Raw genomic sequence first — 20,212 nt, 5'->3', positions numbered from 1 at the left:
GTTTCTTCTCATGCCGGATACCAGCTACTGGAGGTAGTTCAATATGAACCATGCAGAGTTGCAGTTTCTCGATATAGAGTTTCCGTTTAAAAAGCAGTACGCGAATTTCATCGGTGGCGAGTGGGTCAAACCGGTCGGCGGCGAGTACTTCGACAACATTTCGCCGATCACCGGCCAGCCATTCACGTCGGTTCCGCGTTCGCGTGAAGCGGATATCGAACTCGCACTCGACGCAGCACACCGCGCAAAAGCGAGGTGGGCGAAGACGTCGCCGACCGATCGCGCAAATATCCTGAACCGCATCGCGGACCGGATCGAAGCAAACCTGCGCAAGCTCGCAGTGGCTGAGACGATCGATAAGGGCAAGCCGCTGCGTGAGTCGCTGTCCGGCGACATCCCGCTCGCAATCGACCACTTCCGCTATTTTGCCGGCTGTATCCGCGCGCAGGAAGGCTCGGTCTCCGAAATCGACAGCGACACCGTGGCGTATCACTTTCATGAGCCGCTCGGCGTGGTCGGCCAGATCATTCCGTGGAACTTTCCGCTCCTGTTGGCCGCCTGGAAAATTGCTCCGGCTCTGGCCGCCGGCAACTGCATCGTCCTTAAGCCCGCGGAGCAGACCCCGGCGTCGATACTCGTGCTGGTGGAACTGATCCAGGACCTGCTGCCCCCAGGCGTCCTGAATGTGGTGAACGGCTTCGGGATTGAGGCGGGCAAACCGCTTGCTACCAGCAAGCGCATCGCGAAGATCTCGTTCACCGGCGAGACCTCCACTGGCCGCCTGATCATGCAGTACGCCAGCCAGAACATCATCCCCGTCACGCTCGAGCTCGGCGGAAAATGCCCGAACATTTTTTTCGCCGACGTGATGGATCGTGATGACTCGTTTGTCGACAAGGCGATTGAAGGCTTCACGATGTTCGCGCTGAATCAGGGTGAGGTGTGTACCGCCCCGTCACGCGTGCTGATCGACGAGAAGATTTACGACCGCTTCATTGAGCGCGCGCTCAAGCGTGTCGCGGCGATTCAGGTGGGCCATCCGCTCGATCCACAGACGATGGTCGGTGCGCAGGCGTCGCAGGAACAAATGGAGAAGATTCTTTCGTATATCGATATCGGCAAGCAGGAAGGCGCGCAGTGTCTGATCGGCGGCGAGCGCAGCGTGCTCGGCGGCGAGCTTGGCAACGGCTATTACGTGAAGCCGACCGTGTTCCACGGCCACAACAAGATGCGTGTGTTCCAGGAAGAGATCTTCGGGCCGGTTGTTTCCGTGACGACTTTCAAGAGCGAAGAGGAAGCACTTGAGATCGCCAACGACACGGTGTATGGCCTCGGCGCCGGCGTCTGGACGCGCGACGGCACGCGGGCTTACCGCTTCGGCCGTGCGATCCAGGCCGGCCGTGTCTGGACGAACTGCTACCACGCGTATCCGGCGCATGCGGCTTTCGGCGGATACAAGCAGTCGGGCATCGGACGGGAAACCCACAAGATGATGCTCGACCACTATCAGCAGACGAAGAATCTGCTTGTCAGCTACGGCGAGAAGCCGCTCGGCTTCTTCTGAACAAGGCCTTCCTTGGTCGCATAGCCTGCGGGCAGTTGCATGTTGTCTGGCACTGCCCGCATTCGTATTTGCACGTCGGCCTCGGCCACGTGCATTGACGGAGTAACACGATGACCCCTGAAGATGTGCTACGCGTGGTTGCTACGCCGGCTGCTGTCGAGTTGATCGAGCGGCTCATTGCCGAACATGGTTCGGTGATCTTTCATCAATCGGGTGGTTGCTGCGACGGCAGCGCGCCGATGTGTTTTCCAGCAGTCGAGTTCATGCCTGGTTCGTCAGACGTAAAACTGGGAACGATTGCGAACGCACCGTTCTACATGGACGAAGCGCAGTTCGAATACTGGCAGAATTCGCAGTTGATTATTGACGCGGTGCCCGGAAAAGCCGGGATGTTTTCGCTAGAGCAGCCAACGGGTCTGCGATTTCTGACGCGCTCCCGCCTTTTCGACGATGCGGAAAACATCTGGCTCGCCGTACGTCCGGTCGAAAGGGCGGACGGCTAAACGGGAGGAGATTGTTCTCCCACGCTCGCATAGTCACGGCGAACAGCACGGTCGAATCGGCTCGAACACGCCTTGCACTACACAAAAAAAAGCGCACGTCCGAGGGCGTGCGCCGCGACAAGAGAAGGGCAGGGTCAGGAGGAGACACCCTTCATGCCGCAAAAAAAAACAAACGCAAGCACCCGATGTGCTGTCTGTATCCCCTCGATGTCATGCCTCATGCAGGCCATCTGCGTGGACAGCGTAGCGCATTACGCTATCGATATATCGTGCCACACCTTGGTCACAATCATGAAGGAACCGTCGACATACGCCCAGTTCAGGTGATCGATGAAAACCTTGTCGTGGATGCGCAGGCGAACCTTGGTGACCGAAGTATCAGCTGACAGAAAATCCGCCGAGATCAACGCGTCGTCACGCGGTTGGCCCTTGCTCATTGGCGACACGCGTTCAGCGATGATGCGGCGGTAATCGGCGATCGGAACGACAGTCAGTTTGCCATCGTCTGTGTCAAACAGGCTGCAACTCGAGTGGAAGACCCGATCAAATTTTCCCAGATCGCACTCGTGCAACGCCTCGAAATACAGATTGACGGCTTCGACAAGTGCGGGCATTTTCTCGATAGACATACTGGCTCTCCTAAGGGTTTCAGGTACTAAAAATCCAAAGCAACTCGCGATGAATCGCGATCGCCTTGGCGAAGTTCCGGCTAAAGACAAAGCGTCAAGTCTGGAATTCAACCGTCCGTTTGGCACGCTCATCGACATGCAGCGAAAAGACATCGGGGCGTGCGTAGTGGCCGACCACGTCGAAATCGAAGCGCGCGCGTACCAGTTCGTCAGTGTCGATGCTGGCGACAACGAGTCCAGACTCGCCGACGAGCGGTCCGGCAAAGATTTCGCCGAGCGGCCCGACAATAACGCTGCCCCCGCGGATGAGCGGACGATCGCTGTCCCAACCAGGCACGTCCACGCCCAAAGCGCGCGGCGTTGGTTGCACCTGGCACGCGCTGATTACGAAGCACCGGCCCTCGTGCGCAATATGGCGCATCGAGGCTTGCCATACGTCGCGCTCATCGACAGTCGGCGCACACCAGATCTCCACATTCTTCGCGTACATCGCCGTGCGAAGAAGAGGCATGTGGTTTTCCCAGCAGATCGCCGCTCCCACGCGACCCGCCGACGTTTCGACGATCGGCAGTGTCGAACCGTCCCCTTGCGCCCAAATGAGTCTCTCCGTGCCGGTTGGCATCAACTTCCTGTGCTTCGCAACCATACCGTTCTGCGGATCAAAAAATAGCGCCGTACAGAAAAGCGTGCTACCTGCCCGTTCGATAACGCCGACAACCAGACTTGCATTGGTTCGCCGGGACAGCTCTGCCAGTGCATCGGTCTCCGCACCCGGGACGTCAACGGCATTCGCGTAGTACTGCGCGAACGCCTCTCGTCCCTCGGCCAGCCGGTAACCCAGTCGGGTACCGAAGATTTCGCCCTTCGGATATCCGCCCAATAGCGCTTCGGGCATGACAACCAGACTCGCACCCGACTCAATGATCTGTTTTTCATACTGCAGGATCTGCGCAAGCGTATCGGACTTGCCAGACGGGGACGAACCAATTTGTAGTGCGGCGACGATCGATTTGGGCATTGTTTGCTCCAATGTTGCAAAGGATGTTTCGATCATGGCAGACCGATAGAATGAAGCAACCTTGTGCACTCTATAAGTGATATGAACCAAATTGATATCGTCGAGATGGACCTCAACCTCCTGAAGGTGTTCGAAGCCCTCTACGAGGAAGGCGGCGCAGGGAGAGCCGCGGTCCGGCTCGACCTTACTCAGTCTGCAGTCAGCTCCGCGCTGAGAAGGCTGCGTGGGGTCTATAGAGAGCCCCTGTTTACGCGGACGGGGCGCGGGCTGGCGCCGACCGCTCGCGCCGACGAATTAAAACCGGTTATCACCGAGGCGCTCGACCGATGCCGACAGTCCTTGGCGATGACGGCAGACGACACGAACGACTATCGAGGCCGCTCGGTGTCGATCGGACTCTCCGATGACTTTGAAATAGCGGTAGGGCACCGGGTGATGGACATCGTGGCAAAAAAACACCGGGCCTGCGTTTGATCTTCCGGCAAACACACAGCCACATTGTTGCCAATGCGCTGCTCAATCGAGAGATGGACCTCGCTATTGCCGCAGGCGGATTGTCGTCGCGCGGGTTGAGTCGACAGGTGCTCGGCGAAGGAGAATATGCATGTCTGGTGGACGCCAAATCGTTTCCTGACCGGCACGCGCAGTTGACCCTCGATGAGTACGTAGTGCGACCCCATATCCTGGTGTCGTCTGGGGGCGTGGTGGGCATTGTCGACGAAGCTCTCGCGAACATCGGAAGAAAGAGGCTGATTTGTGCGTCGACGACTCATTTCGCTGCTCTACCGTATTTGCTCCACGAATCGGACGCAGTCGCGACAATACCGAGGCACGCTGCGGAGGCGATATCCCGGCTGACCGGATTGCGCCTTCTAACCTGCCCGCTCGCTTTGCCGAGGTATCCAATCGAGCTGGGATGGCGCACGGTCAGGATGCGCGATACCGCTGTCGCAGTGGTCCGGCACGCGATCATGGAATCGTTCGGCAACGCGGGCTAGCGAAAGCATCAGCGTATGCGACGCGTACGTCGTAAGCAATTCGTCGTCGGAAACACAGTTTTTCCAGGCAGGAACAAAAGATCCGAAACCAGTCGAATGTGCCTGATTAAACGTGCAATCGGAGAATTATAAGAATTCCTTATTTCGCGTTTAATGATTTCTCATTGGATGCTCGTACAGCCTTCCGACTACGCTCTCGCTCAACGTCGCTCAGCAGACCATTGCACACCAGTCGGTCCCACGCTTCGTAATTGCGCGAGGTCGGACCTCGTTTTTTCTTGTCCCTGGGTTTTTCCAAATTGGAAGAAGTGCTTTGGTTCACATGAACGCATGCGGTGAAAACTATGTGCTCTTCTGCGCGAAGAAACAGTTGATTAATGAAGCGCGGATTCCCTCTGGTGTCTACAAAGGGCGCCGATTTATCTAGGGCTGTGGAAATATGAATATGTCGCAGTTTGACTACATCGTAATTGGCGCCGGCTCAGCCGGCAGTCTGCTCGCAAATCGTCTCAGTGCTGACAAGACAAAGACTGTGCTGCTGGTTGAGGCCGGCGGCCCCGACAACTACCTCTGGATTCACGTACCGGTTGGCTATCTCTACTGCATCGACAATCCCCGCACTGACTGGCGGTTTCGTACCGAACCGGATAAGGGACTTAATGGCCGTCAACTCATCTATCCGCGCGGCAAGACACTGGGAGGATGTTCCAGTATCAACGGTATGATCTACATGCGAGGTCAGGCGCGTGACTACGATAGCTGGGCAAGCCTGGTCGACAATCCGGAGTGGGGGTGGGAGAACGCGCTCAAGGATTTCATGGCTCATGAAAGCTATTACAAACTTGATCCCGATGTTCAAGCATCTCTCAATGGACGCGCTAGCGAGATCGCCAAGGTTCACGCAAGCGGCGGGGAGTGGCGCGTAGAGAAGCAGCGGTTGCGGTGGGAAATCCTCGACGCATTCGCCGAGGCAGCGCAGCAGGCCGGTATTCAGGCCATTGACGACTTCAATACGGGCGACAATCACGGTGTTGGTTACTTCGATGTAACCCAGAAGGCCGGGTGGCGTTGGAACACGCCGAAAGCGTTCCTTCGACCCGTCAAGGACGTACGTACCAACCTGACGATCTGGACGCATTCGCTGGTCAGGAAGCTCGCCATCGATCGCAATCCTGATGGTTCGCTGCGTTGTACAGGTGCGGAGATTGTGCGGAACGGCGAGCTGGTTACGGTCAACGCCGCGCGGGAGGTCATTCTGAGCGCGGGTTCAATCGGATCGCCGACGATCCTGCAACATTCGGGCATTGGCCCCGCCTCTCATCTGAAGAAGTTTGGTATCCACGTCGTGCAGGATACGCCTGGCGTCGGTGCGAATTTGCAAGATCATCTGCAGGTGCGTGCTGTCTGGAAGATCCAGCATGCCAAAACGCTGAATGTTCTCGCTTCCAGCATGGTGGGTAAAGCCAGGATCGGTCTGGAATATGCGTTGAACCGCTCTGGACCAATGAGCATGGCCCCGTCGCAGCTGGGTGCTTTTGCCAAAAGCGATCCCTCGCGGAAGTACGCGAATTTGCAATATCACGTTCAGCCACTCAGTCTGGAAGCGTTCGGTCAGCCACTCCACCCATTCCCGGCTTTCACCGCAAGTGTCTGCAATATCAATCCGACTAGCCGAGGCACGGTTCTCATCAAAAGTGGAAACTTTGAAGATGCACCGGCAATATCGCCAAACTATCTCAGCACGGTTGAAGACCAGAAAGTGGCGGTCGATTCGTTGCGCTTGACGAGACGCATTGCGCAACAGCCCGCGCTCGCCAGATATCTGCCCGAAGAATACAAACCTGGTCGCCAATATGAATCGGATGCGGAGCTGACCAAGCTTGCCGGTGATATCGGAACCACAATTTTCCATCCGGTTGGAACAGTCAGGATGGGACGCCTCGCCGATCCCATGGTCGTGCTCGACAGTCATCTTCGCGTGCGCGGTATCGCCGGGCTCCGGGTTGTTGACGCGAGCGTGATGCCTACGATCACCAGCGGAAATACCAGTGCTCCGACAATGATGATCGCTGAGAAAGCGGCACATTGGATTCGTGAGGGAATTTAATTCGGTTTCGTTTCAAAGAGTCGACCAGGTGTGACAGCAAAGTCGCTATAGGAAAAGGACGCTGTTTGACGCCTTGTTGAACTGAATGGAAGTTCTTCTGGCTTTGTCGTAAATCGTTCCACGGAACGCCTCTGCGGAGCGTGCCGCATGGATATATCAGAATTGGAGACAGTATATGGATCTGGCTGGCACAAAATTTTCGCCCGCGCCGATGACGAAGGAAGAGAAGCGGGTGATTTTCGCTTCTTCGCTCGGTACGGTTTTTGAGTGGTACGACTTCTATCTGGCCGGTTCGCTGGCGATTTTCATCAGCAAAAGTTTCTTCTCTGGTGTCAACCCGACAGCAAGTTTCATTGTCACACTGCTCGGCTTCGCTGCGGGCTTCGCGATAAGGCCGTTCGGCGCGATCGTGTTTGGGCGGCTTGGCGATATGATCGGGCGCAAGTATACGTTTCTCGCGACGATTGTGATCATGGGTCTGTCGACCTTTGTGGTTGGCTTGCTGCCCGGCTATGCCTCGATGGGCATTGCGTCACCTGTCATCTTCATCGGCATGCGGATGCTGCAGGGTCTGGCGATCGGCGGCGAGTACGGCGGCGCCGCGACCTATGTCGCGGAACATGCACCGGCCGGCCGGCGCGGCTTCTACACCGCGTGGATCCAGACCACCGCCACGCTCGGCCTGTTTCTGTCGCTGCTGGTGACTGTCGGTGTGCGCACAGTGCTGGGGGAAGATGCGTTTGGCGTCTGGGGCTGGCGTGTGCCATTCATCGGTTCAATCGTCCTGCTCGGTGTGTCGGTGTGGATCCGGCTCCAACTGCATGAGTCGCCGGTGTTTACGCGTATGAAAGCTGAAGGCAAGACCTCAAAGGCGCCATTGACTGATGCGTTCGGTCAATGGAAGAACATGAAGCTGGTACTTCTAGCGTTGGCCGCGTCTGCCGGCGAGGCTGTGGTCTGGTATACGGGGCAGTTCTACGCGCTGTTCTTCCTGACGCAGACGCTGAAGGTGGAGGGCACGACCGCGAACATTCTGGTTGCGATAGCGCTGGTGATCGGCACGCCGTTCTTCGTGATCTTCGGTTCGCTGTCTGACCGGATCGGCCGCAAACCGATCATCATGGCCGGCTTCCTGATCGCCGCGCTCACTTACTTCCCGCTCTACAAAGCATTAGCGCACTACGCGAACCCGGCCCTCGAAACCGCCACACAGAACTCACCGATTGTAGTGAGCGCAAACCCGAACGAGTGCTCGTTCCAGTTCAACCCGGTTGGCACCGCGAAGTTCACTAGTTCTTGCGATATCGCGAAAAGCGCGCTGTCGAAGGCCGGCCTGAACTATTCGAACGTGGCGACGCCTGCAGGCGCGCTGGCGCAGATCAAGGTCGGCGACACGGTGATCGACGCATATGACGGTAAGGCTCCCGACGCAAAGGCCAAGGCGAAGGCGTTCGAGACGACGCTCGGTACGGCGCTAAAAGAAGCCGGCTATCCAGCCAAGGCTGACAGATCGCAACTGAATTGGCCAATGACCGTGGCGGTACTGGCGCTCCTCGTGATCCTCGTGACGATGGTGTACGGGCCCATTGCGGCGATGCTGGTGGAAATGTTTCCGTCGCGGATCCGGTACACGTCGATGTCGTTGCCGTTTCACATCGGCAACGGGTGGTTCGGCGGCTTTCTGCCGGCTACGGCGTTTGCGATCGTTGCAGCGAAGGGCAATATCTATTCGGGGCTGTGGTACCCCGTCGTGATCGCGCTGGGGGCTTTCGTAATCGGCATGCTGTTTTTGAAAGAGACGAAGAATTCGGATATCTACGCAGAGGATTGAGGACGTCTGCCGGAGGGCAGGTTTTCGCTCGATGTGGTCCCGGCGTGCATGCGATCTGGCAGAGTGCGCACTGATCACACAAGGGTGGATTGCCTTTCCGGCCGCTGCGGACAAACCCGCCTGACTTGTTCTCGCCAGGAAAGAGTGTTTGTCCATGCCGGGTATTCAAACCAGATGACGACGAGCCTACGATTCGCCATATATCAGCGTCGCTGGTCCGAATAGTAATAGAGCCGAATCCACTTATTTCGAGGTTTACCATGAGCACGTCGCAAAAGGTCGTAGTCGTTACCGGTGCATCGCAAGGCATCGGCGCAGAGACTGTTAAAGCATTCCGCAAGCTAGACTACCGCATCGTCGCAACGGCACGCAGCATCAAGCCGTCCGAAGATCCCAACATCGTGACGGTGGCGGGTGACATCGCTGACCCGGCAACGGCGCGTCGGGTGATTTCCGAAGGTGTGGCGCGCTTCGGCCGCATCGACACGCTGATCAACAACGCCGGCATCTTCGTCGCCAAACCGTTCACCGGTTATACGTCCGAAGACTACGCTGCGGTGACCGGCGTGAACCTGAACGGTTTCTTCTACATCACGCAGCTGGCGATTGCTGAAATGGAGAAGAACAACAGCGGCCACGTGGTCAGCATCACGACCAGCCTGATCGATCACGCCAACAGCAAGGTGCCGTCGGTGCTGGCATCGCTGACGAAGGGCGGTCTGAATGCGGCCACGAAGTCACTCGCCATCGAATACGCGAAGCGCGGCATCCGTGCGAACGCGGTTGCCCCTGGCATTATCAAGTCGCCGATGCATGCTGTCGAAACGCACGAGGCGCTCGGCGCGTTCCACCCGATGGGTCACATGGGCGAGATGAGCGACATCGTCAACGCGATTCTGTATCTGGATGCGGCGCCGTTCGTGACGGGCGAAATCCTGCACGTCGATGGCGGACAGAGCGCGGGTCACTAAAGCCGCCCGAGCGCCGCTAGCCGGCGCTCTTTTGTATCAATCACCGTAAGGCGGAACGACATGCCTATAGTTACGATTCAGGTTACCCGCGAGGGCAGCAAGCCCGGCACAACTTCAGTCACGGCGGAAGAAAAGGCCAGATTGATTGCAGGCGTCAGCCACGTGTTGCTCGATGTGCTAAACAAACCCCTCGACGCGACGTTTGTTGTCATCGAGGAGGTGGACACGGAGAACTGGGGTTGGGGTGGACTGCCGTTAGACGAGTTTCGCAGACAGCGGACACTCAAATCGGGCTGAGCGCTATAGCGTGCAGTAGGTCCGGGAATATCCGATGATCGACTGGCTTAAGCGCTTCATTCCGTCACCCATCTCGGTAAGCTGGTCCGAACGTGTTCGTTCGTGCATAGGCGCATTGATCGGCATTACGATCACCGGGATAGTCATGCGCAGCTTCAACCAGAGCAGCGTATTGGTTCCATTCCTGGTTGCACCTATGGGGGCGTCGGCAGTCTTGCTCTTCGCAGTGCCGGCAAGTCCGATCGCTCAGCCGTGGTCGTTCGTTGGCGGGAATCTGATTTCCGCCACGATTGGCGTGACCTGTTCGCAGTTTATTTCTGACCCGTTACTCGCGGCAGCTGCCGCTATTGCGTTTGCGCTATGCGCGATGTTCGCGTTCAGATGCGTGCATCCTCCTTCTGGTGCCGTCGCACTCACGGCGGTGTTGGGCGGGCCCGGCATTCACTCCCTTGGATACGGCTTCGTGCTCGCGCCAATCGCGGTGCAATCCTTGATCATGCTGGTGTGCGCGATTGCCTATCACGCGCTCACTGGTCACCGTTATCCTCATGCCAGGCACGATAACAACGTCATCAATAAGTCCGGCGGGTCGCACGAGGAGATCTCCCGCGTTGAACTGGAGTCCGCCTTACGTCGGCGTGGAGAACTCCTCGATATAGGCACCGATGATCTTGCCTCGCTGCTGCAGGAAGTACAGATGCTGCCTTACGTTCGCAGCTTCAGCGAGCTGACATGTGGTGACGTCATGTCACGTCCGGTCATCTGCGTGCCAACAAAGACCTCACTGAAAGCAGCGCTTGATATTTTGCGGGAGCATCGCATTAGAGCTCTTCCGGTAACGGACGAATCGGATCGCGTTATTGGCATTGTCACGTGGGCGGACGTTCGCGGATGTGAAGAAACCACCAGCATTGCCGAGACCGGCGATCTGCGTCTCGAGCGCCGGACTAATCGCTGCCAGGAGACGTTAGTCGATAGTTTGATGACAGCGATGCCGGAAACTGTCGAAGCCAAAACATTACTGATAACAGTTGTGCCGAAGTTCGTGAAGCACGGACACCACCATATACCCGTTGTTAATTCCCATGGCCGGCTCGTCGGGATGCTGACCCAGGCCGATGTTGTTTCTGGCCTCTATCAGCACAGTTACGCATTCGCCGGCATTCAACGCACGGCATGACACGTGGCGATGCCTCGCGCATGGTCACATCTTGTGCAACTTGCGATGCAGAGTTGCTCTGCCAATGCCCAGGCTGCGTGCGGTAGCGGCAATATTGCCATGGTGAAGCTCAAGTGCCTGGCGAATCGCATCGGTTTCCATTGCCGCCAGGGTGCCAGGCGCGCATGCCGACAACGGCTTGCTCAGGCGGGCCGTCTCGACCTGCTCGACCAGTTCCGATGGCAGATGTTCGGCACGGATTTCACCATCGGAGTCGCCGAGCGCGGCCGCTGCGCGAAGCACGCTACGCAATTCCCGCACATTGCCGGGCCACCGATAGTTAAGCAGCATGTCCAACGCCTCGTCGTCAAGCCTGTAAGTTGGGTGCTCTGCGAAGGCGTCGACGGCTCCGCGCGCGAGCAGCCAGTCGATCAGTTGACGAAGGTCCGAGCGCTCGCGCAGCGGCGGCAATGTGATGCTGACACCGCTCAGGCGATAGAACAGGTCTTCACGGAATTTGCCTTCCGCAACGAGGTCGGGCAACGACCGGTGAGTCGCGCATATCAGTGAGATATTCACGGCTATCTCGCGGCTGCTTCCGAGCCGGGTGACTTTGCGCTCCTGCAACACGCGCAGCAGTCGGCCCTGAACGTCGAACGGCATGTCGCCGATCTCGTCGAGAAAGAGTGTGCCATTGTGGGCTTCTTCGAACTTGCCAGGCGCTCCTCCGCGCCTTCCCCCTGTGAACGCGCCGTGCTCGTAGCCGAACAGTTCCGATTCGATCAGGCTGGCTGGTAGTGCAAAGCAATTGATGGCGACAAGGGCGCCGCCGCGCCGCGGTCCGCCCGTATGCAGCCGCTGGGCGAACACTTCCTTGCCGGTGCCGGTTTCGCCGTAAACGATAACGGGGATGTCGCGATCAAATGCACGCCGTGCCTTCTCGAACGATGCCTGGAGTCGCGAATCGGCCATCAGATAGGATTCGTCGCCTGGCTGTGTAGGCGCGGTGGCGGTAGAGGTAGAGCCGTGCGTGGGCGCTCTGGAAACCGCGCCTGCTACGCCTGCACCACGATGGGTCGACTCGGCGTGCTGAAGCTCTTTCCCGCGATGCCCGGAGGCGCTCGCGTAGAGACGCACACCGCTATGACGGTGCACCAGCGCCGGGGTGGAGAGACGGCTTGCGTCAATCAGTTGCGGCAGCGGCAAATCGAAGAACGAAGAGAACTCGAGTCGCTCCAACGCTCCGTCGCCGAGGCAGAGTGTCGCGCGCGCACCTCGATTCGCGCCAACCACGTAACCGTCGTGCGAAACCGCAAGTAACGCGGCGTACGGTGTGCAGAGCGTGTCCGGACGATAGTGAAAACGCACAACGGTGACGTCCTGCAGGCTATCGAGCATTTGATTCTCGATGCCACGCGCGGCAACTGCAAGTAGCTGAAGAGGGTCGATTTGCAGCGCAGTGTACAGGTAGCTGACATCGAGTACCCCCGCCGACGCGCCGAAAGGGTCCACCAACGGCACGGCGGCACAAGCGAATCCCGCCGCTTCGTCCAGAAAATGTTCGCGACCTCGAATCAGCATCGGCCGTCGCTCGACGAGCGCGGAGCCCGGGCCATTGGTGCCAATTGTCTTTTCACTCACATCCGTACCGGGGCGCAGCGCGGATACGAGTTCTCTCGTCGTGGCGTGGTCGCCGCCAACGCAACGCACGACGACGCCCTCCGCATTAACCAATGCCACCAACCAGTTTCCATCACTAAACGCATGGTGTAATCGCTCCATCTCGGAACGTGAATGGCGGACCAGTTGTGCGTTTGCTTCTTCGATGCCACGCGGCGCGGACGAGCGCGCTGCGTCTCGCAAAAGCCGGCTTGAGGCCAAGATCCCGTAGCCCCGCGAGCGTTCCCATGACCGCAGCAGCAGCGCGGAAATTTTCTGATCGCTGACGCAGCCGGTTTCGAAAAACTCCTGGCGTGCTCTCAGTATCCGATCTTCTGGGGCAATGTGCGGTCGCATGCTGTACGTCTCCTTCTGGTGTCTCCATATGAGTCAGGTCGTGTGCCACTGACTCACTCTGCGGCACCCCTGACGATTCGTTTCAGGCACCTCAATATCGCTATATATAACCCGCTTCGACGAATTGTGCTGTTGTTGCATTTCCCGCCGGATTCTATAGCAGGCGCAACGCGCGGTACAACGCTGGCAGGCGTGATGTATTGCACAACAACGCACGTCGTTGGCATTGTTTTTGCATCTGATGCCGCGCGGACCGGCGAGACGAGCAAGGCCACCTGGGCTTGATCCGATTGCAGGCGCAACTGTCGCGGCTGCAAAGTGGGCGCAGCGACCGTGAGAGGCTTAGCCCATTGTTGAGCATCGCGACAAACTCGGGCGCTTTAATGGTCTTCTGTGCAACAAGGCCCGTCGCTCGTTCAGACACTCGCATGTGAGCACGGCAAGCCGTCGGCGCAAGCGCGTCAGGGAGTGCAGATCGCCGGGTGCTTCATCCGCTATTCAATTCGGTTCGAATTGCCGGTGGAAGAAAAGGCGATTGATAAATAACAGACAACGAGACGACATGAAATCGGAGAAAACGCTTCGCCCTTTGGGGACTCGCAAGGCAGCAGGCATTCTTTGTGCGGCTCTTGGCGTGACATCGCTGCCTGCCGCCGCGGTCGATGTTGATGCCGCGGACTACACGGCATTGCCCGCTGGAACCAATCTCGCTGTGCTGTACTACCAGCACGCTGAGGATAACAAAGTGTTTGCAAACGGCAATCAGGTCGCCGGCGGTAACCTGAAATCGGATACCAGCATTCTGCGGGGCGTCCACTACATGGATATTGGCGGCTTCATCGTCGATCCGCAATTTTTGCTGCCGTTCGGAAACGTTCGGGGGAGCGACAATCTTCAGCCGCTCGGTAGTTCGGGCGGCACGGCTGATCTGATCCTGGCCGCGACCGTATGGCTCGTCAATAATCCCGACAAGAAGACCTATTTCGGTGTCACACCGTACCTTTTCGTGCCGACGGGGAGCTATGACAGGAACCGCGCCTTGAACCTGGGAGAACACCGCTGGAAGGAAACGATGCAAGCGGGCTTCATCACACCGCTAGTCGGCAATCTGATACTCGATCTGATTGCGGATGTCACCGTCTTCGGCGACAACAGGGATTACGGGGCCGGTGGTGCGACGCTCAAGCAGGCCCCGCTCGTCGAAGGGCAGGTGTGGCTTCGCTATAACGCAACACAGTCACTCGATGTACGCGTGGGTTTCGCGGAATCGTACGGCGGCAGGACCACGATCAACGGTGTCTCGCAACAAAACCGGACCAACACGAACAAGTTCTCGGCGGGCTTTGCATGGTTCCCGGGGCCGACATGGCAGGTTCTCGGCCTTTATGGGCAGGACATTTCGGTGCAGAACGGACCTAAGGAGGAAAACCACTTCAAACTGCGACTGCTGAAAGTATTCTAAGCACCAGCGGCACAAGCGCTGGCGGATCAGCTGGCGCACATCTGAACCTGAACAAGCCGACCACCGCGATGGCGACGCACGTGTCGGCAATGGAGACATACTTGAAACCCATTCATCGTTTCGTCAAGAGACACGTGATCGCGTCTGGACCGGAACCGCGGTCCCTGTTCTTCCGTGTCGGCCGTACCGCGCGTAGAATTGCTGTGCTTGGCGCTGCGCTTACGCTGGCAGGTGTCTTTTCCCAGTATGTTGCCGCAGCGGACGCGACGTCCGCCGTTGCGGTGAACGTCGACGAAGCCTCTGTTCGTGCCAACGAAGCTGCCACCCGCGAATGGCCGGTGCACGGTCTTGATTTCGCAGGTACGCGCTTTAGCAAGCTCGACCAGATCAATGCATCGAACGTGAAGAATCTCGGGCTTGCATGGTCGTATGACCTGAGCTCGATTCGTGGTATTGAGGCGACGCCACTCGTGGTTAATGGCGTGATGTATGTGACGGCCTCATGGAGCGTTGTCCACGCAATTGATGTAAGCAGCGGCAAAAATCTCTGGACCTACGATCCGAAAGTGCCGGGTCGTTTCGGCTCTCACGGCTGTTGCGACGTGGTCAATCGCGGCGTCGCGTTGTATCACGACAAGGTATTCGTGGGCTCATTCGACGGCCGGCTAATCGCGCTCGACGCGAAGACGGGCGCGAAGGTCTGGGAACAGGATACGGTTAAGGGTCAACCGGGTTCGTATACGATCACCCAGGCTCCAATCGTGATCAAGGGCAAGGTAATCATCGGCAACAGTGGAGGAGAGTTCGATACGCGCGGGTATGTCTCCGCTTACGATGCCGAGTCCGGCAAACAGCTATGGCGCTGGTTCATCGTACCAGGCGATCCGTCGAAACCGTTCGAGGACGCCTCGATGAAGCTGGCCGCGAAGACGTGGGATCCGAGCGCCATGTATTGGAAACACGGCGGCGGAGGCAACGCGTGGAATGCGCTCACGTACGACCCCGATCTGAACCTGCTCTATATCGGCACCGGCAACGGTACGCCATGGGCCGCCAGGTTGCGCAGCCCAAAGCTGGGTCGGAATCTGTTCCTCGACTCGATCGTGGCGCTTAATCCCGACACGGGCCAATACGTGTGGCACTACCAGGAAGAAGAGGCCGAGGGTGCGGACCATGACTCGACTGCGGACTTTATTCTCGCGGACCTGACGATTGACGGCAAACCGCGAAAAGTGATCATGCATGCGCCGAAGAACGGTTACTTCTTCGTGGTTGATCGCGTGACAGGGAAGTTCATTTCGGCGAATAACTTCGTCGACGTAAACTGGGCGTCGGGATATGACGCCAGCGGTCATGCGATCAAGACAAAGATTGGGCGAGGTGGGACGGACTCGGTCGAATCCATCCCAAGCCCTTTCGGTGCACATAACTGGCAGCCAATGTCGTATAACCCTCAAACAGGACTCGTCTACATTCCCGCGCAAAACGTACCGGCAACCATCGCGGACGATCCCGTCTGGTTACAGGGTTCGGAGAAGACGAGCGAGCCGCAGACAGGTACCGGCTGGAACCTTGGCATGACGATCAACGCGGTCCCGCCGAAGAGCAAACCCTTCGGCCGGCTGGTGGCCTGGGACCCGGTTCGCCAGAAAGCGGCGTGGACGCACGAGTACGCTGCGCCCTGGAATGGAGGCACGCTCACGATGGCGGGTGGCCTCGTATTTCAGGGCACGGCCGACGGTCGACTCGTGGCCTATGACGCGAAAACGGGTGCCAAGTTGTGGGAAACGTCGGTCGGCACCGGTGCGGTTGCACCGCCGGTCACCTACTTTCTCAACGGCAAGCAATATGTGTCGATCGCGGTCGGCTGGGGAGGGGTATATGGTCTGATGCAACGGCACACGAACAGGCAGGCGCCGGGCCGTGTGCTCACGTTTGCACTCGGCGGTAAAGCCGCAATGCCGGAGGCAGCGGCGTACCCTGCGGCTGAGCTGCTGACTGGTGTGAAGTACGATCCCGCAAACGTCACCGCGGGTCAAAAACTCTATGTGAACAATTGCGTGTTCTGTCATGGCGTGCCCGGGGTCGACAAGGGGGGCGCGATTCCCAACCTGGGCTATGTGGGTTCGGGTTTGATCGACAATCTTGACAAGATCGTGTTCAACGGTCCATTCGTCGATAGAGGCATGCCCGATTTCACAGGCAAGCTCAGTAAGGATGACGTGATCAAGATTCAGGCGTTTATCCAGGGAACGGCTGACTCGGTCCGTAAGAGCCAGTAGCGCCTGGCAGCACAACACGGCCGGCCGCAGCGCCGGCCGCTCATGGTCCACGCTGCGCACATCCGCCTCTGCGCAGGGGATTCGGGATCAAAGCCAACATGCCGCCGGAACACGGTGGCATGTTGGTTATCTATTTTCACGATACCCCTATCGCGACAAACCGTCTATGCGTTCTGCAAAGCTTGCTAAGCTGCATTCCTACGTGATACGTCAACAATCCGAACGTACAAACGCCGTTATTTGGTCCGTCGGATTTTCGATGGGTACATCCGCAATGATGGCAGCCGTCGGATTTTTTCATCTGCGGCAGTTCCAGTCACGGGGATGTTCGCTTTGTGAATCTATCAGCGAGGTAGGAGATGGACCAGCTATATATGTTGCGGACCTTCGTTGCAGTCGCCCAGCATCGAAGCTTTAGCAAGGCTGCCGCGTCATTGGGCGTGACCACCGGCTCGATCTCCAAAGCCATCGCCAAGCTTGAAGCGAGTATCCAGACGCGGGTTTTATATCGAACAACCCGATCGGTTTCGGTGACCGACGCGGCACAGTCGTACTATTTGAGCTGTTGCCGTCTCCTCGAGGAGCTTGACGAAGCGAATCGCCGCATCACGCAGGAGCGTGAAATCGACAGTGGAAGGTTGCGACTCGTTGTGCACCCGATGCTGGTGAGCAAAACCTTCTCCCGACTTGTGTCGAGCTATCACGCTATCGCTCCCAACGTGAACCTCATGGTTTCCGTTCAGGAGGAAGCGGTGAATTTGTATGACGGCCATTTCGACATGGCGATTCTTCCGCCGCATTTTGTAGAGCAGTCTGCGGTAATTCGTCGTACGTTGTCGACGTCGCGGCACATTTTCGTAGCCGCACCGGGTTATCTTGAGCAATGCGGTACACCCGAAACCGCTTCGGAGTTGGCTAAGCATTTCATTCTGCTAGATCCGGCATCGAGGCAGAAGGGCACGAATTTCATCGAGCTGCTGGAAGACGGAAAGAGAGTGAGTGTGCTTCCAATGTCGTCCATGGATGGCAACGAAGTACTGCTTCGGGCGGCGGCGCTAACGGGGACCGGCATAGCGACCTTACCGGAGGCCATGGTTCGTGAAGACATTGCGATGGGGCATCTCACGCACGTCTTACCCCAGTGCTCCACGTCAGAAAGTGGCGTCGAGATATGTCTTTTCTACTCGCACCGTGAATTGCTTCCTGCGAGGCTCAGGAATTTCGTCGATTTCTGCACCGAGTTTTTCCGCTCGGTTCCCCGAAATATCACCAATGAGATCGCGACGATTTCATCACCCATGGACCGCAGCGCAGATCATATGCTAACAACGGTATGAGATCTGGGCGAAATCGCGTCGGCTGATCGCGGGAGCGTTACGGATCGTCGGGCCATTGTGACCGATGCCAGGCGTTTAAGCTCGCATCGTACCGGCAGCATGCGAAATGTTGGTTATGCTGATTGTCTCCAGTGTTTCTATTTACCACGTGTAAAAAGTGTTGTTCATGAGGCGGACCTTATTCGGCGACGTCTCAGACCTTATAGTTGGTACTCGACACGGTGCCTGTCGTGGTGTCACCGACCGGCCGTAGTGATAACACGGGGCGTGAGTCGGGCGGATCGAATGCAAATCCCATTTCATTCTATTTCCGCTGGAGCAGGTCATGCTTCCCTGGACGAAGGCTATCTACGATGTTTCAATTTCTATCGCGTTGGTTTGGCAAGACTGCCGCCATCTACGAATCCCCTGCTACGGAGAAAAGAATGACGAAGGTTCTCGTGCTGTACTACTCGACTTACGGCCACACTGAAGCACTCGCCAAAGCTGTTGCCGACGGCGCTGCGTCGACCGGTGCGAAGGTTAGTCTGAAGCGTGTTCCTGAGCTGATGAGCGCTGAAGTTGCGAAAGCGGCCGGAGCAAAGCTCGACCAGTCCGCGGATATCGCTATGCCCGACGAGCTTGCCGACTACGATGCCATCATCATCGGAACACCGACTCGCTTTGGTCGCGTGTCTGCACAGATGGCCAGTTTCCTGGATCAGACGGGCGGTCTTTGGGCGCAGGGAAAGCTGATCGGCAAGGTTGGCGGCGCATTCGTATCGACCGCCAGTCAGCACGGCGGTGCTGAAACCACGCTGTTCTCGGTGCTGACATCGCTGATGCACCACGGACTGATCACGGTAGGCCTGCCATATGCGTATGCAGGTCTGGTCAAGATGGACGAAGTCACTGGCGGGTCCCCTTACGGCGCATCGACGGTGGCCGCGGCGGACGGTTCACGTCAACCGAGCGAGAACGAGCTTGAGGGCGGACGTTTCCAGGGACGCCATATTGCTGAAATTGCGGCAGCACTCGCGCGCGGGCGTTCCTGATCGGGCGCACGGGTAGCAGGGTGTGATCCTGGTGCCGGCGCGTTGTTATGTTTTCTGGTTGATGTGTGTTGCGGTGAGATTGGGCGGCGCGGTTCGTGAGAGCCTCCGCCCCACTTTCGATAGTGAGCTCAAGATGAAACACGTATTTCAGCTGGATCCGTGGTTGCAGACTCTTGCGATGCTAAGCAGTTGTTCGGGACTCAAGCCGGGCGATTGCGACGACGAATATTTCGACCAGCTTCGTCGCCGCACGTCCTTGCTGTCGAGGGCGAGCAGGGGCAAGGTCAAACGGGCAGCGAGAAACGTGAGCGACACATGTGCAACTATTCGAATTCTCGAACGCCTGTCACCCTCGGCGGTAGCGTTGTCGTGGCATGACCCCACGTCGCTCAACTATGCCGAGCAGGTATGGTGGATGAGCGGCGCCCCGAAGAACGGGCGTTGTGCGGTCAGCGGGGCCCGCATACTGAGAGGGCAGTCTGTTTACCGCCCACGGCGATCGGGTAAGGACGTGCCGTTAAACGGGAGCGAGATGATTCTGACTTCCGTGATCGTGGGTGCGTGCGAGAGTTCGGCGGATATTCCTCACGAAGGAGATGAAGATGGCAAAAGGGTATTGGGTTGTGTCATATCGCAAGGTACTGAAGCCGGACCAGCTTGCTGAGTATTCGAAGCTCGCCGCGGTGGCGATTACGAATGGCGGTGGACGTCTTCTGGTTCGTGGCACCGCGAGGGTGGCACATGGTGCAGGTATTGCTGAACGCACTGTAGTTACCGAATTCGATAGCATCGAACAGGCAATCGCGACGTTTGAAGGCGATGCCTATCAGGCCGCGCTAAAGGTGCTTGGGGACGCTGTGGAACGGGACTTTCGAATCGTTGAAGGCACGGAATAGCAATTTTTTTCAAACGGTGCGACGACAGCCGATAGCAGTGTCGCACTCGCATCAACGTCCAGGTTTCAGCCGGGGAATAATCGGACCTCATCACTTTCGCGACATCCA

At 57.8% G+C, this 20,212-nt stretch carries 16 protein-coding genes and 1 pseudogene; 14 read left to right on the top strand and 3 right to left on the bottom strand.

The window, feature by feature from the left end:
• Positions 1 to 43: 43 nt before the first annotated feature.
• Together exaC and P3T25_RS20605 are read left to right on the top strand one after the other, a co-directional pair.
• Positions 44 to 1,564 (top strand): acetaldehyde dehydrogenase ExaC, encoded by a 1,521-nt coding sequence (gene exaC, locus P3T25_RS20610; protein ID WP_429358843.1) that lies wholly within the window; start codon positions 44 to 46, stop codon positions 1,562 to 1,564.
• A gap of 110 nt (positions 1,565 to 1,674) precedes the next feature.
• Positions 1,675 to 2,067, top strand: coding sequence for a DUF779 domain-containing protein (locus P3T25_RS20605; RefSeq protein ID WP_429358842.1), 393 nt, complete (start codon positions 1,675 to 1,677; stop codon positions 2,065 to 2,067).
• Positions 2,068 to 2,318: 251 nt separating this feature from the next.
• On the opposite strand, the gene P3T25_RS20600 is transcribed toward P3T25_RS20605, so the two are convergent.
• Both P3T25_RS20600 and P3T25_RS20595 read right to left on the bottom strand, forming a co-directional pair.
• Positions 2,319 to 2,696: a nuclear transport factor 2 family protein gene (locus tag P3T25_RS20600; protein ID WP_429358841.1), complete on the bottom strand. Its 378-nt coding sequence runs from the start codon at positions 2,694 to 2,696 to the stop codon at positions 2,319 to 2,321.
• Positions 2,697 to 2,790: 94 nt separating this feature from the next.
• The gene (locus P3T25_RS20595) at positions 2,791 to 3,714 is read right to left on the bottom strand and encodes a carbon-nitrogen hydrolase family protein (RefSeq protein ID WP_429358840.1); all 924 of its coding nucleotides are present in this window, start codon (positions 3,712 to 3,714) and stop codon (positions 2,791 to 2,793) included.
• 81 nt (positions 3,715 to 3,795) lie between these two features.
• Between P3T25_RS20595 and P3T25_RS20590 the strand changes: the two are divergent.
• From P3T25_RS20590 to P3T25_RS20565, 6 genes and pseudogenes are all read left to right on the top strand, one after another.
• A pseudogene (locus P3T25_RS20590) lies at positions 3,796 to 4,712 on the top strand (LysR family transcriptional regulator).
• 439 nt (positions 4,713 to 5,151) lie between these two features.
• Positions 5,152 to 6,819 carry a GMC family oxidoreductase gene (locus P3T25_RS20585; protein WP_429358839.1) on the top strand — a complete coding sequence of 556 codons (1,668 nt, stop codon included), beginning with the start codon at positions 5,152 to 5,154 and terminating at the stop codon, positions 6,817 to 6,819.
• Positions 6,820 to 6,994: 175 nt separating this feature from the next.
• Entirely contained in the window at positions 6,995 to 8,650 is a 1,656-nt protein-coding gene (locus tag P3T25_RS20580) for an MFS transporter (RefSeq protein WP_429358838.1), read from the top strand.
• Positions 8,651 to 8,910: 260 nt separating this feature from the next.
• Positions 8,911 to 9,621 carry an SDR family NAD(P)-dependent oxidoreductase gene (locus P3T25_RS20575; protein ID WP_429358837.1) on the top strand — a complete coding sequence of 237 codons (711 nt, stop codon included), beginning with the start codon at positions 8,911 to 8,913 and terminating at the stop codon, positions 9,619 to 9,621.
• Between the two features lie 60 nt (positions 9,622 to 9,681).
• Positions 9,682 to 9,918: a tautomerase family protein gene (locus P3T25_RS20570; protein ID WP_429358836.1), complete on the top strand. Its 237-nt coding sequence runs from the start codon at positions 9,682 to 9,684 to the stop codon at positions 9,916 to 9,918.
• Positions 9,919 to 9,952: 34 nt separating this feature from the next.
• Positions 9,953 to 11,098: an HPP family protein gene (locus P3T25_RS20565; protein ID WP_429358835.1), complete on the top strand. Its 1,146-nt coding sequence runs from the start codon at positions 9,953 to 9,955 to the stop codon at positions 11,096 to 11,098.
• A gap of 24 nt (positions 11,099 to 11,122) precedes the next feature.
• Here P3T25_RS20565 and P3T25_RS20560 read toward each other — a convergent pair whose 3' ends face one another.
• Complete coding sequence (locus P3T25_RS20560; RefSeq protein ID WP_429358834.1) at positions 11,123 to 12,817, bottom strand: sigma-54-dependent Fis family transcriptional regulator; 1,695 nt, start codon at positions 12,815 to 12,817, stop codon at positions 11,123 to 11,125.
• An 838-nt stretch (positions 12,818 to 13,655) separates the two neighbouring features.
• Between P3T25_RS20560 and P3T25_RS20555 the strand changes: the two genes are divergently transcribed.
• The 6 genes from P3T25_RS20555 (at position 13,656) to P3T25_RS20530 (ending at position 20,104) form a co-directional block, all read left to right on the top strand.
• Positions 13,656 to 14,555 (top strand): transporter, encoded by a 900-nt coding sequence (locus P3T25_RS20555; RefSeq protein ID WP_429358833.1) that lies wholly within the window; start codon positions 13,656 to 13,658, stop codon positions 14,553 to 14,555.
• Between the two features lie 137 nt (positions 14,556 to 14,692).
• The gene (locus tag P3T25_RS20550) at positions 14,693 to 16,837 is read left to right on the top strand and encodes a PQQ-dependent dehydrogenase, methanol/ethanol family (RefSeq protein WP_429358878.1); all 2,145 of its coding nucleotides are present in this window, start codon (positions 14,693 to 14,695) and stop codon (positions 16,835 to 16,837) included.
• Positions 16,838 to 17,196: 359 nt separating this feature from the next.
• Complete coding sequence (locus P3T25_RS20545; protein WP_429358832.1) at positions 17,197 to 18,174, top strand: LysR family transcriptional regulator; 978 nt, start codon at positions 17,197 to 17,199, stop codon at positions 18,172 to 18,174.
• Positions 18,175 to 18,599: 425 nt separating this feature from the next.
• A complete protein-coding gene (gene wrbA / locus P3T25_RS20540) occupies positions 18,600 to 19,208 on the top strand; it encodes an NAD(P)H:quinone oxidoreductase (RefSeq protein ID WP_429358831.1) in 609 nt (202 codons plus the stop codon).
• A 61-nt stretch (positions 19,209 to 19,269) separates the two neighbouring features.
• The gene (locus P3T25_RS20535) at positions 19,270 to 19,872 is read left to right on the top strand and encodes a DUF3331 domain-containing protein (protein WP_429358877.1); all 603 of its coding nucleotides are present in this window, start codon (positions 19,270 to 19,272) and stop codon (positions 19,870 to 19,872) included.
• Entirely contained in the window at positions 19,811 to 20,104 is a 294-nt protein-coding gene (locus P3T25_RS20530) for a DUF1330 domain-containing protein (protein WP_429358830.1), read from the top strand. Before P3T25_RS20535 ends, P3T25_RS20530 begins: the two co-directional genes overlap by 62 nt.
• Positions 20,105 to 20,212: the final 108 nt, after the last annotated feature.

Source organism: Paraburkholderia sp. GAS32 (assembly GCF_050434225.1).
GTDB lineage: Bacteria > Pseudomonadota > Gammaproteobacteria > Burkholderiales > Burkholderiaceae > Paraburkholderia > Paraburkholderia madseniana.
Note: the sequence above shows the minus strand (reverse complement) of the source record. Positions and strands in the feature narration are given on the sequence as shown.

Bases quoted from the DNA above. Each gene is read 5' to 3' on its own strand.
- exaC (WP_429358843.1), top strand. From the start codon at position 44: ATGAACCATGCAGAGTTGCAGTTTCTCGATATAGAGTTTCCGTTTAAA.
- P3T25_RS20605 (WP_429358842.1), top strand. From the start codon at position 1,675: ATGACCCCTGAAGATGTGCTACGCGTGGTTGCTACGCCGGCTGCTGTC.
- P3T25_RS20600 (WP_429358841.1), bottom strand. From the start codon at position 2,696: ATGTCTATCGAGAAAATGCCCGCACTTGTCGAAGCCGTCAATCTGTAT.
- P3T25_RS20595 (WP_429358840.1), bottom strand. From the start codon at position 3,714: ATGCCCAAATCGATCGTCGCCGCACTACAAATTGGTTCGTCCCCGTCT.
- P3T25_RS20585 (WP_429358839.1), top strand. From the start codon at position 5,152: ATGAATATGTCGCAGTTTGACTACATCGTAATTGGCGCCGGCTCAGCC.
- P3T25_RS20580 (WP_429358838.1), top strand. From the start codon at position 6,995: ATGGATCTGGCTGGCACAAAATTTTCGCCCGCGCCGATGACGAAGGAA.
- P3T25_RS20575 (WP_429358837.1), top strand. From the start codon at position 8,911: ATGAGCACGTCGCAAAAGGTCGTAGTCGTTACCGGTGCATCGCAAGGC.
- P3T25_RS20570 (WP_429358836.1), top strand. From the start codon at position 9,682: ATGCCTATAGTTACGATTCAGGTTACCCGCGAGGGCAGCAAGCCCGGC.
- P3T25_RS20565 (WP_429358835.1), top strand. From the start codon at position 9,953: ATGATCGACTGGCTTAAGCGCTTCATTCCGTCACCCATCTCGGTAAGC.
- P3T25_RS20555 (WP_429358833.1), top strand. From the start codon at position 13,656: ATGAAATCGGAGAAAACGCTTCGCCCTTTGGGGACTCGCAAGGCAGCA.
- P3T25_RS20545 (WP_429358832.1), top strand. From the start codon at position 17,197: ATGGACCAGCTATATATGTTGCGGACCTTCGTTGCAGTCGCCCAGCAT.
- wrbA (WP_429358831.1), top strand. From the start codon at position 18,600: ATGACGAAGGTTCTCGTGCTGTACTACTCGACTTACGGCCACACTGAA.
- P3T25_RS20535 (WP_429358877.1), top strand. From the start codon at position 19,270: ATGTGTGTTGCGGTGAGATTGGGCGGCGCGGTTCGTGAGAGCCTCCGC.
- P3T25_RS20530 (WP_429358830.1), top strand. From the start codon at position 19,811: ATGGCAAAAGGGTATTGGGTTGTGTCATATCGCAAGGTACTGAAGCCG.